Annotated in this window: 13 protein-coding genes; 5 read left to right on the top strand and 8 right to left on the bottom strand. The window is 63.8% G+C overall.

The genetic code is table 11. The features are described from left to right. The first annotated feature begins 147 nt into the window (after positions 1 to 147). Complete coding sequence (locus P9272_RS18920) at positions 148 to 906, top strand: heme ABC transporter permease (protein ID WP_128259393.1); 759 nt, start codon at positions 148 to 150, stop codon at positions 904 to 906. Positions 907 to 942: 36 nt separating this feature from the next. On the opposite strand, the gene P9272_RS18915 is transcribed toward P9272_RS18920, so the two are convergent. Continuing rightward, positions 943 to 2,001, bottom strand: coding sequence for a D-TA family PLP-dependent enzyme (locus P9272_RS18915; protein ID WP_278161701.1), 1,059 nt, complete (start codon positions 1,999 to 2,001; stop codon positions 943 to 945). A gap of 209 nt (positions 2,002 to 2,210) precedes the next feature. Here P9272_RS18915 and P9272_RS18910 point away from each other — a divergent pair, with 209 nt between their 5' ends. Further along, entirely contained in the window at positions 2,211 to 2,897 is a 687-nt protein-coding gene (locus tag P9272_RS18910; RefSeq protein WP_278161700.1) for a D-lyxose/D-mannose family sugar isomerase, read from the top strand. 15 nt (positions 2,898 to 2,912) lie between these two features. Here the strand turns inward: P9272_RS18910 and P9272_RS18905 are convergent, their stop codons facing one another. From P9272_RS18905 to P9272_RS18880, 6 genes are read right to left on the bottom strand one after another with little or no spacing between them, the layout of a single operon-like run. Then, positions 2,913 to 3,791 (bottom strand): RDD family protein, encoded by an 879-nt coding sequence (locus P9272_RS18905; RefSeq protein ID WP_278161699.1) that lies wholly within the window; start codon positions 3,789 to 3,791, stop codon positions 2,913 to 2,915. Then, positions 3,778 to 4,794, bottom strand: coding sequence for a stage II sporulation protein M (locus tag P9272_RS18900; RefSeq protein ID WP_278161698.1), 1,017 nt, complete (start codon positions 4,792 to 4,794; stop codon positions 3,778 to 3,780). Before P9272_RS18900 ends, P9272_RS18905 begins: the two co-directional genes overlap by 14 nt. Beyond that, entirely contained in the window at positions 4,791 to 6,095 is a 1,305-nt protein-coding gene (locus tag P9272_RS18895; RefSeq protein WP_278161697.1) for a DUF58 domain-containing protein, read from the bottom strand. The genes P9272_RS18900 and P9272_RS18895 overlap by 4 nt, the downstream gene beginning before the upstream one ends. Next, on the bottom strand, positions 6,092 to 7,048 hold the full coding sequence (locus P9272_RS18890; RefSeq protein WP_278161696.1) for a MoxR family ATPase: 957 nt from the start codon (positions 7,046 to 7,048) through the stop codon (positions 6,092 to 6,094). Before P9272_RS18890 ends, P9272_RS18895 begins: the two co-directional genes overlap by 4 nt. Next, a complete protein-coding gene (locus P9272_RS18885; protein ID WP_278161695.1) occupies positions 7,035 to 8,252 on the bottom strand; it encodes a DUF4350 domain-containing protein in 1,218 nt (405 codons plus the stop codon). Before P9272_RS18885 ends, P9272_RS18890 begins: the two co-directional genes overlap by 14 nt. Beyond that, positions 8,249 to 8,875: a DUF4129 domain-containing protein gene (locus P9272_RS18880; RefSeq protein WP_278161694.1), complete on the bottom strand. Its 627-nt coding sequence runs from the start codon at positions 8,873 to 8,875 to the stop codon at positions 8,249 to 8,251. Before P9272_RS18880 ends, P9272_RS18885 begins: the two co-directional genes overlap by 4 nt. Positions 8,876 to 9,024: 149 nt before the next feature. Here P9272_RS18880 and P9272_RS18875 point away from each other — a divergent pair, with 149 nt between their 5' ends. Further along, positions 9,025 to 9,801 (top strand): hypothetical protein, encoded by a 777-nt coding sequence (locus tag P9272_RS18875; protein WP_278161693.1) that lies wholly within the window; start codon positions 9,025 to 9,027, stop codon positions 9,799 to 9,801. A gap of 71 nt (positions 9,802 to 9,872) precedes the next feature. Continuing rightward, complete coding sequence (locus P9272_RS18870) at positions 9,873 to 10,733, top strand: hypothetical protein (RefSeq protein ID WP_278161692.1); 861 nt, start codon at positions 9,873 to 9,875, stop codon at positions 10,731 to 10,733. A gap of 24 nt (positions 10,734 to 10,757) precedes the next feature. Here the strand turns inward: P9272_RS18870 and P9272_RS18865 are convergent, their stop codons facing one another. Beyond that, positions 10,758 to 12,455: a hypothetical protein gene (locus tag P9272_RS18865; protein ID WP_278161691.1), complete on the bottom strand. Its 1,698-nt coding sequence runs from the start codon at positions 12,453 to 12,455 to the stop codon at positions 10,758 to 10,760. Positions 12,456 to 12,583: 128 nt separating this feature from the next. On the opposite strand from P9272_RS18865, the gene P9272_RS18860 reads away from it, so the two are divergent. After that, on the top strand, positions 12,584 to 13,117 hold the full coding sequence (locus P9272_RS18860; protein WP_278161690.1) for a DUF6680 family protein: 534 nt from the start codon (positions 12,584 to 12,586) through the stop codon (positions 13,115 to 13,117). Positions 13,118 to 13,268 lie beyond the last annotated feature (151 nt).

Genomic DNA, 13,268 nt, shown 5'->3' with positions numbered 1-13,268 from the left:
CCGGTCCTCCCGGCTGGCAAGAAAACTGTCACCCATCTAATCGGTCCATTCTGTTACCTATCTATCCGGTTCGGACAAGGCTTTCTCTTCTCCCCTAAAGGAGAGGGGGAATTGCCCCTGACCCCTTGCCGGTCTATTTAGGTCGCCATGAGCGACACCACCTCACGTCTTTCCGGCTGGATCGATCTCGCCAACCCGACGCGCTTCGTCGGGCTGGCCGACAGGGTCATTCCGTGGCTGGCGGCGGTCGCGGCGATCCTGCTTGGCGTGGGCCTCTACATGAGCTTCACCGCGCCCGAGGATTTCCAGCAGGGCATTACGGTGCGCATCATGTACATCCACGTGCCTTTCGCCTGGATCGCCATGATGTGCTACACGATCATGGCGATCTCGGCGCTGGGCACGCTGGTCTGGCGCCATCCTCTGGCCGATGTCGCGCTGAAATCGGCGGCCCCGATCGGTGCCACCTTTACCGCGCTGGCGCTGGTCACCGGCTCCATCTGGGGCAAGCCGATGTGGGGCACCTGGTGGGTGTGGGACGCGCGGCTGACCTCTGTCTTCGTGCTTTTCCTGATGTATCTCGGCATCATCGCGCTGACCCGCGCGCTGGATGACGCCAGCCGGGCCGCCTGGGCCGCGGCCATCATCACGCTGGTCGGCTTCATCAACATCCCGATCATCAAATTTTCGGTCGACTGGTGGAACACGCTGCACCAGCCCGCTTCGGTCTTCCGCCTCGGCGGCCCGACCATCGACCCCTCGATGCTGTGGCCGCTCGGCGTGATGGCGCTCGGCTTCACCGTGCTGTTCTTCGCCCTGCACCTGATGGCGATGCGAACCGAGATCTTCAGGCGGCGCGTGACGGCAATGCGGAGAGTTGCGGCACGGCAGGCTGAGCGGATCTGACCTTCTCCCCCTGGGGGGAGAAGGTAAGGGCGCTCCTCATCCCATCTTGCCCCTTGCCGCCACCGGCAGCGTCTCCAGCACCTTGTCGCCGTCGATCAGATGCACCTGATCGAACAAATTCGTCACCACGCAGCAATGATCCGGAACGACGCGCACCCGCTCACCGATGCGAAGCCCCGCGCCATCCGAAAGCGTGACCGTTCCATGCTCTTCGCTCAATCCGGTCACGCGGGCGCCGGGCACGCCGAGCAACTCGCCGAACTCCGGCAGGCCGAGCGTGTCGGACGACAGTGCCTTGCTGCCCGAGTCGAGGATGGCGCGGGTCGGCGTCGGGTGGCTGACCACGGTGGCAAGCACCGTCAGCGCGCAGTCGTCCAGCGTGCCGACGCCTTTGGCGACCTGGTAGCGGTCGAGATAGATATAGGTTCCGGGCCGGTATTCGGTGACGATGCTGTTCTCGCCGGAGCGCCACATGTCAGGCGTTCCGCCGCTGGAGATGCGCGCGCATTCGAGCCCCGCCGCCGCAAGCGCGTCGTGCGCGCCTTTCAGCCAGGCGTCCGCCTCGGCGGCGCGACCCGCCGCCGGATAGGTCATCAGCCCGCCGAAGGCGAGGCCCTTGGCCTGGTCGATGACCTTCGCCAGCGCCACCGCATCCGCCGCGCCCTGCACGCCACAGCGGCCCATCCCGGTGTCGCACTCGACCAGCACCTGCAGCGGATGGCCGGCATCGGTGAAGGTGGCGGCCAGGCCTTCCAGCGTCTCGTGGCTGTCCGCCGTCACCGAGAGAGTGACACGCCCATGCAGCGCCTTCAGCCGCTCCAGCTTGGCGCGGCCAAGGATGTTGTAGGGTAGAAAAATATCCTCGAGGCCGGCATCGGCCATCACCTCGGCCTCGCCGATCTTCTGGCAGGTGATGCCGACGGCCCCGGCGGCGACCTGCTTCTTCGCCCAATAGGGCAGTTTGTGCGTCTTGATGTGCGGCCGCAGCTTCAATCCATGGGCGTCGGCATGCGCCTGCGCCTTTTTGATGTTGGCTTCGGCGCGGGCCGCATCGATCAGGATCGCCGGCGTGTCGAGGTCGTCTATGCTTGGCATGAAAGTCACCATCCAAAGCATGTCTCCCGAGAACTGGATCCGGTTTCGGGACAAAGACATGCGCAAAATCGAAAAGTTCGGCTGGGTTTATGGTCCCGATCCGGCCGGATGTCACGGGCCAGAACAGCGGGTTTGCATCGACAGCGGACCGGCATTGGACTATTCGGAGGGGCAGATTTCAGCAACGCATCGGCCAGAGGAGAACCACCGTGAAGCGCTCCAGGATCAACGACATCATCCGCGAAGCCGACGCCTTCATCCGCTCCTTCGGCTACATCATGCCGCCCTTCGCCTATTGGTCGCCCGAAGAGATGAAATCGCACAAGGCCGACTCTTCGGCCATCTTCACCTCGCGCCTCGGCTGGGACATCACCGACTATGGCCAGGAGAAGTTCGACGAGCTCGGCCTGTTCCTGTTCACCGTGCGTAACGGCCGCTACGAGGACATGAAGCTCGGCATGGGTATGCTCTACGCCGAAAAGATCATGATCTCGCGCAAGGACCAGCTCTCGCCGATGCACCGCCACAACATCAAGGCCGAGGACATCATCAACCGCGGCGGCGGCAAGCTGGTGCTAGAACTCTTCATGCACGACCGCGACGGCGGCGTCGACCCGAAGGCCGAAGTCTCGGTGCCGGTTGACGGCACCATCACCAGATTGCCGGCTGGCGGGCTGCTGAAGCTCGATCCCGGCCAGAGCGTCACGCTGCTGCCCGGCGTCTGGCACGCCTTCTGGGCCGAGGGCAAAGATGTGCTGATCGGGGAGGTGTCGACCGTCAATGACGACCTCACCGACAACGTTTTTCGCGATCCGATCGGCCGCTTCTCCAACATCGACGAGGATGTCGCGCCGCTGCACCTTCTGGTGTCGGATTATGAGAGGTGGGTGGGGTAGGCGAGGGAGGCTTCGCTACCGCGCATACTTATCCACCTTGCGGTTTCCGAGCAGCAGCTTGCGTTCCAGATGCGCGCGCAGCTCGCCATAATAGGCGCTGAGGAAAGCCTTTGAATCGATCGGCTCGACCCTGGCGCCGATCTTGCGGGCGATCGTCTCGGCGACAGCCCTCAGCGCAGCATAATCGTCGCGGCGCAGCACCTCTTCCAGCTTCTGCAGCTCGGCGATGCCATAGGCGTCGAGCTGCGCGGGGCTGAACTGGAAGCGGGCGGCAATCGGGTCCTTGCGCAGCGACAGGTCCTCGACCAGCGCCACTTTCGGCGCCTCGACCACCCAGGTGCCGGCAAGCAGGTCACCGATCCTGAGCCGGTCGCGGTTGAACAGCGGGAATAGCGAGAACAGCAGCGCCCAGACAAGGCCGAAGATGGTCGTCAGCGTGTCGGCGACATCGGCGCTGGCGCGCGCGGCGAGGATCGACAGCGGCAGGAAAACCTCGATCTCGCGCATCAGGTTGCGCGCGATGACCTGGTCCAGCGTGAGGCCGGCGCCGCTGCGCGAGGCTACCCTGACGCCAACCATGCGCTTGCCCGGCGTGGCTGCCCGTCGTCCTGCTTCGAAGGCGATGAAATACACGTTGCGCAGGAAGAAGATGAAGATGATCCAGACGATGAACAGCGGCTGGGCATCCCGAACGCCTAGCCCGCCGAGGCCAAACAGCGCGACGAGGCTTACCATCACCGCCGCCACGACGATGATCACCACGTCGAGCAGGAATCCGGAAGCGCGGGTGCCGGCATCCGCCAGTTTCACGCGCAGGTCCACGCCTTCCGGCGTGACCAGAGGGCGGATCAGCGCTGCAGGGTCCTTGATCTTCGCTGCCCTAGCGGTCGCCATGGCGCACCATCCGGAACAGGTAGAAATAGCAGATCCAGAAAGCCAGCATGCCGCCGCCGATCGAATAGCGGGCGAGGTCGCTGGTGATTGTCTGCCTTCCGATGCCTTCCAACAGTCCAGCGAAAAGCAACATCACCGTGACGCCGATCATGGCGGTCGCCGCCACCTGACCGGCCCGGGCGGCAGCGGCCATGCGGGTCAGTTCGCCGGGAAAGGCGATGCTGGTGCCGATGCGCATGCCGGCCGCACCCGCGATGGCGATGGCGAACAGCTCCGTCGTGCCGTGGATCGAAAGCCAGCCGCCGAGCTCGAAGCCGAGCCCTTTGGCAGCATAGATCTGGAAGATGGCGCCGAGCATGCAACCATTCATCAGGATGATCAGCACGCTGGGCACCGCGAAGGCGAAGCCCAGCGCGAAGGCCAGGATCGAGACCTGCGTGTTGTGGGTGAAGAGATAGGCGGCGAACCCCGACAGGAAATGGTCGCCGCCGCCGTAAAGCACGCTGCGCAGCATCTCGGCCGACGAATCCGGGTTGCGCCCGCCCGCCAGGCTCGGCGCGATGATGGCGTCGTACCAGCGCTTGTCGGACGCGACCAGCCAATAGCCGGCGATGGCGCCGACTACCGTGAGGGCGACCGACGCCCACACTTCGCGCCAAAGGTCGCGGATCGCCGCCGGCCAGTCGCGCAGGAAGAAATCGCCGATGCGTGTCCGCAAAGATCGCCGCGCGCCGTAGAGATAGAAATAGCCGCGCAGGCAGAGCGCCTCGAGATAGGCGATCAGCGCGCTGTCGAGCGAGGTCGCCCGCGCCACAGAAAGCGACGACAGCGCCGAACGATAGAGCAGTGGGAGCGACAACAATTCGTCTTCCGATAGTGCGCGTGGCGCGCGCTTTTCGACGCGCGCCAGCAGCGCCTCGAAGGCTTTCCAGTCGGCCTCGCGCTCCTGGCGGAAACTGGCCAGCGACTGGCGCACCGCGTCTGTGCCGACAGACAGCGTCATAAGAGGTTCTCCTCCTTGAGCTGGATGTAGCGCTCGACCAGCGCCGGGCCGAGCCGCTGGTGGTCGGCCTCGATGACATGCGCGCCAAGCAGCCTGAGCCTGCCGATCACCACCTGCCGCTGCCTTAAGAGGTCGCCGGCGGTGACGGAGCGGGCGACATCCTCGGGCTCTGCCGGCGCCACGTCGGCCAATGTTTCGAGCTCTACGTCCCGCATCAGCATGAATAGCACCAGGTGCCGCTCGGTCAGCCGGCCGACGGTACGCAGCATCAGCTCGGCGCTTATCGGATCGACGAAATCGGTGAAGACGATGACCAGCGAGCGCCGGTCGAGCCTGGCCGCAAGCGTGGTGAGCGCCAGGGTGAAATTGGTCTCTTCGGTCGAATAGTCGATCTCGGCGGCGCGCTTCTGGATCATCGTGAAGCTCGGCGAGCCGCGCACCGCGCCGCTGGCAACGCGCGGTCGGGCGTCGAAGGAGAACAGGCTGACGAGGTCGCCGCCCTTGAGCGCGATGAAGGCCGACAGGAGGGCCGCCGTCACCGCCCGGTCGACCTTCGGCACGCCATCGACCGGTTCGCACATCAGCCGGCCGCTGTCGATGGCCAGAACGATGTTGTTGTTCTCCTCGATCCGGAACTCGCGCGCCAGAAGCTTGCCGTGGCGGGCGCTGCGCTTCCAGTCAATCATGCGCCGGCCCATGCCGGGCTGGTAGTCTTTCAGGGCCTCGAATTCGCGGCCCTGTCCAGCGCGCTTCTGCGCATGGCCGTCGGCAAGGGCCGAACGCTGCAGGAGCGTGATCGCCTCGTCGCGCGCGCTGTTGACATTGGGCAGCACCGCGACCTTGCGGTCGACCGGCAGCACGACCTGGTTCCACACCAGCCCGAACGGGCCCTGCCAGCGCAGCCAGAGCCCGTCGAAGCTGGCGATGCCGCGGCGCATGGCCTCGAATTCGAGGTCGAGCGTGCCGCCATTGACCGGCAGTGCGCCGCCGGTACCCGCGACCGGTTGCAGCCGCTGGTCATGCCCGACGCGCGCCTGCAGGCGCCTAAGCTTTGCCCTGACACCGGCCGCGATGTGCAGCGTGAAGCGCCCGCCGATGCCCACCTGCGGCGGCGCCGTCAGCACCGCGTCGAGCGAGGCGCGGCCTCTGCTCGCAGCCGCGTCCACCGCCAGGAAGGCAAGCAAAACGCAGATCCACAAAAGACCGAGATACCAGACAGAGGGCAGCGCAAGCGCGATCAGGAAGGCGGGGACCGCCCCCGTCGCCGCTGCCCACACTGCCCGCCCGCTCGGATAGATCAACGTGGCGCTTCCGTATGGTCGACAAGGTCGGAGACGATCTGCTCGACCAGCCGCCCGTCGATCTGCGCGGCCGGCGAAAGCACGACGCGGTGGCGCAGCGCCGGCACGGCCAGGGCCTTGACGTCGTCCGGGATAACGTAGTTGCGGCCGTCGAGTGCCGCCCGTGCGCGCGCGGCTCTCGCCAGCATGGCGCCCGCGCGAGGACTCGCGCCCACCTCCAGGTCGGGGCTTTCGCGCGTGCCGCGCACAAGCGCCGCGATGTAGCCGACCACATCGCCGACCAGCGTGACGTCGCCGACGGTGGCAAGCGCCGCTTCCAGCGTCCTGCGGTCGGTCTGCGCCTTGATGCCGTATTGCTCGATGTCGTGCGAGGCCGATCCGCCGCCGTGGTTGACGATGATGGCGCGCTCTTCCGCGAGATCCGGATAGCTCACCCGGTGCTTGAACAGGAAGCGGTCGAGCTGAGCCTCGGGCAGGGGATAGACACCCTGATGCTCGATCGGGTTCTGCGTCGCCACCACCATGAAATTCCTGCCGAGCGAATGCGTGGTGCCGTCGAAGGTGACGGCGTGTTCCTGCATGGCCTCGAGCAGCGCGGCCTGCGTCTTCGGCGGCGTGCGGTTGATTTCGTCGGCGAGCAAAAGGTCGCAGAAAATCGGGCCGCGCGTCAGCGTGAACTGCCCGGTCTGGAAATTGTAGATGTTGGCGCCGACGATATCGCCGGGCATCAGGTCGGGCGTGAACTGGATGCGGCCATAATCGACGCCGAGCGCCTGCGCGAAGCAGCGCGCCGTCATGGTCTTCGCGGTGCCTGGCGGACCCTCGAGCAGGATATGGCCGCCGGCAAACAAAGCCGTCAGCATCAGATCTACCGTGTCGTGCTGACCAGTGATCGCTTTCGCCACTTCTTCCCTGATTGCGTTCGCCAGGGCCTTCACGTCATCTACGTTCACCGAGCCTCCTTGCCGTCCAGTCATGCAGCTGTTCGGCTGCTTCATGCATTTCTGCCAAACTGTTGGATTGGTTCGCGGCCTTGAACCGCCGGCTAAAGCCGTGCGCCTCGCTTTTGTCGCGGGAATCGAGCCAGCGGTCGAGCGCCTCGCCCTGCAGCCCATGCGGCGCGCCAAGCAAGGCGGCAGCGCGCTGCCGCACCAGGGTTGCATAGCGGTCGCCAAGTCCTTCCAGCCGCCCGGCACGCCTCAAGAGCATCGCCGTGGTGTCGACCAGCGCCCGCTTGCCGAAGGCGATGGCGCGGCCTTCCGTCCTTGGCCGCCCGAAGCGGCCGAGCCCGTGCAGGAAGGCAAGCGCGGCCGCCACCAGCACCGACAGCGTCAGCGCCAGGAAGGGCGGTTCGATCAAAAGCTTGGCGAGATCGTATTTCTGGCCGATGCCGTGCAGCGTCAGGTCGAACATGACCGCGCCCTTGGCGGGTTCCAGCATGGCGATCATGTCGAGCGCCGCGGCTGCCGTCTGCTCGTCCTTCAGCCCGGCATTGTTGATGAAATCGGGATCGGTGAGGATGTAGAAAGGTTCGCTGTCGAGCTCAGTGAGGATGGCCTTGCCGTCGCCGGCCGCGATCAGCGGGTGATCATCCGCCACCCATTGCAGTTCGTCCGGCACGGCGATGTTGCGGCCTTGGACATCGATTGTGTCGACGACCGTCGGCTTGCCTTCGCCGAGCTTCGCCTTGGCGATACGGCCGAGCCAGTCGTCGACGACCGAGTTAGGCAACCGTTCGATTTTGGTTTCCCAACCTTCCCGGCCCAGCAATGGCATGGTCTGCCATTTCGGCAGCACGAAAAGCGTGTCCTTGCCCGAGCGCAGCTTGATGAGGCGATCGAGCGCTGCCGGGTCGCTGCCGGGCGCGATGGTGACGACGAGCAGGAAGGTCGAAGCCAATGGGGACTCCAGGTCCTTCTCGCCGCGTTCCATCGGCGGCGCCTGTCCATTGGTGAGCTTCAGCCATTCGACGAGCCCTGCATAACCGGTGCCGCCTTTCGAAAACGGCGTGGCGCCGCCTTCAGGCTGACGGAAATCGGGCGCATAGGTGGACAGCAGGAAGAAGCCGGCAGCGGCCAAAAGGCTGGCGAAGATGCCCCAGAACAACGTCCTGCGGCTGAACGGCTCCTGCACTGCTTCTGTCGTTGCTGCGCTCATACCCAGGCGTCCCGGAAGGCGAAACGCTCATAGGCGCCGCGCGCCTGCCGCCAGCCTTCGGCGCCGACGGGCCGCCGGGCAAACAGGGCGGCTTCGACGATGCGGGCGATCTCGCTGAAGGCGGCACGGGGCCGTGTGGGGATCGAGCTTGCGGCTGCGATGTCGCGCGCGGTGAGCGAGGGGCGCAAGAAGTCCGGTATGCGGGTCGCAATGTCGGCGACGCTGCGGCGCAGCAGAAGATGCACCGCCTCGTCAAACTCGCCGCGCGCCGCGAGCGCATCGGCCTCGGAGAGCAGGATCTGGGCGACTTCAGCGTCCGGGCGCCACTCCTCCTTCTCCTCGGACTCCTGGCGCTTGCGCCGCCAGGGCAGGCGCCAGGCGACGCCTTTCGCTTCAAGCAGAAGCAGAAAAGCAATGATCGCGACGCCGACGATCACCGCGCCCCAGAACAGATAGATCATGTAGGGGCCGAGCCTGGCCAAGCCATCCAGCAGCGGCTTCAGCCATTCGGGAGGCTCGGGCCGCACATAGGTCGGCAGCCCGAACTGGATCGAATCGTCCGCCAGCAGTTGCTTGTGCAACTGTGCCAGCCGTTCCGCGTCTTGCGTCCCTGCGGCTGTCACCCGCCTTTATCCCCTGCAACCCCCGGTTCGGGGTCGACACTGGCAATACGCCATGACAATTGCAAGCGCACTGGACGTAACCCCGTAATCTTGGCAAATTTGCTTTGAAGTCGCCGATTGGATACGGCGGTGACTCGGGGGAAATTATCATGACCACTGCGACATTGGGACAACCCGGCCGATTCGAGATCGGCAGGGTATTCAGCAACACCTTCGGCGTGATTGGCCGCAACATTGGACTTTGCGTTGGGTTGGCGGCTTTGTTTGCGGGCTTGCCGACATTGATCATCCGGATGTCGACCCAGTCGCAAATCAACGCGATGCTGGAGCCCGGCGCCATGCCCGACCCGAGCGCTGCGTTTCGCAACTCCTCTGTCACCATCATCGCCGGCCTGATTTCATTCGTCTGCACGCTGCTGCTGCAGTCGGCGCTGGTGCGGGCGACCATCGAGGACCTGAATGGCAAGCGGCCGTCCTTCGGCGACTGCATCCAGATTGCGATCCGCTTTCTGCTGCCGACGCTGGCGATCGGCATTCTCGTTGGCCTCGGCGCGGGCATTGGCCTGATGCTGCTGATCGTGCCGGGCATCATTCTGTGGCTCGGCTGGTCGATGTCGGTGCCCGTCCTGATCCAGGAACGGCGGGGCGTGTTTGGCTCGATGTCGCGCAGCCGAGCCCTGACCAAGGGCAGCCGCTGGTCGCTTTTCGGCCTGTTCCTCATTCTCATCATCATCGCGATGATCATACAGTGGGGAATACTGCTGGTTCTCGTGCTGTTCGGCGGCATCATCGCCGAGATCGGAGCCGCGCTGGTGCAGACCGTGGTGTCGATGGTGCTCTCGATCGCCACGGCGGTAAGCTATGTCGAGCTGCGCCAGGCGAAGGAAGGCGCCAGCATCGACGAACTGGCGGAGATCTTCTCGTAGGGCCACGCTTTGGGCTGCGAACAGGGGGCGCGGATTTGTCAACGCAGCCCAGCCTGTCGGGCGGGACACGAGTGGCTTCGGGCGGGCTGGCTCGCCCTGAAACACTTCGGATCGGCCAGATTCTCAGGGAGAGCTTCGCGGCTATCTGCCGCAATCTGCTTCTTTGCAGTCTGCTGATGTTGATTTTCAGCGTCTTTCCGACGGCTGTTTTTTCGCTCTGGTCGTGGGGTTTGGCCGAACACGGCGTTCCGGCAGCCTCAAACCAAGCGCGGACTCTCGAGGTCGTCCGCGCCGTCGCCCGCATAGGTCTTGCCGGCATGCTTCAGATTGCGGTCGCCTTTATGGTGATGGAAGATTCGCGGGGCCGTCAACCGACGCTGCAAGATTGCATGGTGACAGCAGGAAGACGGGCGCTTTCTGCCGCTCTCGTCTGGCTGATTGCCAATGCGGTTTTGAATTTCAGCGCAGCAACTTATTGGCATGCCATAGGCGAATATGTCCGGTTTCCGAAACACACCCCTTCGTCGCTGGCTGATGGGATCATGATGGCCGGCGCGGCCATCGTTTCCATTCCCGGCATTATATTGTGGGCGCGCTGGTTCGTTGCCATTCCGGTGCTTGAGCGCGAGAAGCCAAGCATACTGAAGCCAAGTATACTAAAAAGCCTCCGCCGCAGTCGCGACCTAACCAAAGGAAGTCGATGGTCGTTGGCCGTGCTTTGGCTCATCATGTTCGGCATGTCGTCTCTGATGATCGAGATATCAAGATATTGGGTGCGTCCCTTCGGCGTCGCATCTCTCGTCTGGTTCGACGTGCTGACAACTGCCGCCGACTCCCTTTTGACAGCTGTGATAATGGCTGCAAGCTACTCCGAAATTCTGAGAGTCAAGGAAGGGGGCGCACTCGAAGACGTGTCACAGATATTCTCTTGAGCTAAGCTGTTGGCAGCATTCCACTCAGTGGCAGCAGTCGTGCCCCGGTGGGCCGTCACGCTCCACGCTCGGCCGGCATAGGCATGACGAGGTGATCGCCACATCAGTCTTGGCCACCGCTGCAGCCAACTTTGCCTGCAACCCACGCAACTCGTCTTTCTCGCCGCGCAGCTTCAGGCATTCGACCAGGCCGTGCAGCGCCCAGACATTGTCGGGGTGCTGGGCGCAGCGCTGCACGGCGCCGCTCAAGCCCAGATCGTCACGATAGACCTGCTCTGCCTCGACCGCGTGGCCCTGGTCGAGCAGCAGCGCCGCCAGCGCGTGGCGCGGCGGATGCATCCAGGCCCATGGCTCGGTGTAGGACAGATTGTCGTCGAGCTCGACCGCACGGCGCAGATGGTCGTAGGCCTCGTCATGCCGGCCCTGGTGATAGGCGAGTTCGCCGTCGAGAAGTGCTGCGCCGACCGCGAGCGAGGCTTTTGTCGGGTTGGAGAGGAAGCGGCGCTCCGGCGGAATGCTGTCGATTTGCCGGCTAAATAGATCGCGTTCGCGCTCGCCGGAGGCGAAGTCGCGCAGCGTCGCATGCGCCACGCCCTTGGCGTAATGCTGGAGCGCTGTGGTCACAACATAGAGCCCGGGCTCGCCGTTCATCGGCTCGTCGATGATCTCGCGCCAGCGCCCGAAGCGCACCTGCACATGCGACTTCATCGCGTGATAACCCTCGACTGTCTGCGTGAGCTTCGGCCGTTCGGCAATGCTGACGACATCGCGCGTCACCAGGCTGCGCACCTTCTCGGCCGCCCAGAGCGCTGGGCGGTACTGTCCAAGGAACATGCAGGTGAACATCATCAGATGCAGGTCGTGGCAGCAGCCAAGCAGGTAATAGGTCGGCTCGCCGGCATAGGCGAGGTAGAGGTCGTTGGCCCGCACCGCCTTCTCGCTGGCGAGCTTCGCCTTTTCATATTCGCCGCACAGCACGTAGATGTGCCCCGGCATATGGTTCATGTGGCCGGCATCCGGGCACATCGTGCACAGCCGCTCCGCCGAGCGCATGCCGCGCTCGGGCTGCGTCGACATTTCGAGCAGGTGTATGTGGAGATGGAGCGCTGCCGGGTGCGGCGCGGCCCCTGCCTCGTCGGACAGCCGGATCGAGCGTTCGCAGATTTCCAGCGCTTCCAGCACGTCCGAATTCGGCGCCGGCGCGCCGGTCTTGAGGTTCCACAGGCGCCGCACCGTACGCATCATCAGCGCCTCGACCGTCAGCGCCATCACATCATGATCGTCAGGGAACGCGCGATAAACCTCTCGCATCGCGGCGGCGTAGGCGTCGTCCCATTTTTCGAACTCGGCGGCGCTCACGCCCTGCGGCTGCTGGAAGCGGGCGCTGAGCGCCTCGATCAGCCGCCGTTCGACAGCGCTCGCGCTCGCCGCATTGGCTTGCGCAAGCTGCACGTGCTCAAAGCAGCGCCTGGCGACATGGTCGGCCTCGGCCTTGCCATGCTCCTTCCACGTCAAATTGTAGAAAGGCCCGGCGGCATAGGCGATGCCCCAATGCACGAAGGCGCAAGCTGGATCGCTCTCCAGCGCCTTCTCGAAGCATTTGATGCCTTCCTCATGGTTGAAGCCGTAGCACCAGTTCAGCCCGATATCGAACCAGCGCTGCGTCTCGGCCGAGGAGGTGGAGATAGGGCGGCGATAGGTGCCGAGGTCGAAGTGGTCCATAGTCATTATCCCTGCTGACTGAGCAAATGGGCGAGGGCCTTGATTTCAGGGCCGTGTCTCGCCAAATCTACCATGTTCTTGTTGCGTTCTTGAGAAGTCATCAGCGAGCAGTTGCTCATGGGGGATACATGGCAAGCCATTGGTGGGATATTGCAGCCATCATCATCGGCCCAATGGCCGCAGTAGCGATCACGCTTTGGTATCAAAACAGAGATAGACGATATCAAAATCGTTTTGACGTTTTCCGTTCGTTGGCCTTGTGGCGGCGGCATGGCTTATCGACCGAGTTCGTGAATGCTCTCAATTTGATTCCTGTTCATTTCAATCGCGAGGCGGAAGTCATGAAAAGACGCCGCAGCTTAATGGATCTATTCAACGATCCACAATGGAACGTTGATGACATGGCGACTAGAGCGCGCTTGTTAGATCGGAGGGAGACGTTGGTCGCCGAACTCATTCGGGAAATCGGTGCAGCGGTAAATGTCTCGATCGACGATATCGAGATTCTCAAAGGCGCATATGCGCCACAAATTTGGGCTGACCAGGAAGAGGTCACCCAACGTGCGCGTCGCGCGGCTCTGGAGATATTGGAAGGGGGGCGGTCTATCCCGGTCCAGGTGGTTTTGCCACCTCAGACGCCACCAGCAATTGAAGAGAATTAGCTGGCCTGACAGAGCCGGGGGGGGCGGGGGCGCCCCCCCCCCCCCGCCGGGGGGGGGGGGGGGGGGCAAAAAAAAAAAAAAAAAAAACCAACAGACGGAAGAAGCACAGCAAACAACGGAAGAGAGAAAAAAATGAAAAAAGCAAAACAAC

The sequence above is a fragment of the Mesorhizobium sp. WSM4976 genome (assembly GCF_029625685.1).
Taxonomy (GTDB): Bacteria; Pseudomonadota; Alphaproteobacteria; order Rhizobiales; family Rhizobiaceae; genus Mesorhizobium.
Note: the sequence above shows the minus strand (reverse complement) of the source record. Positions and strands in the feature narration are given on the sequence as shown.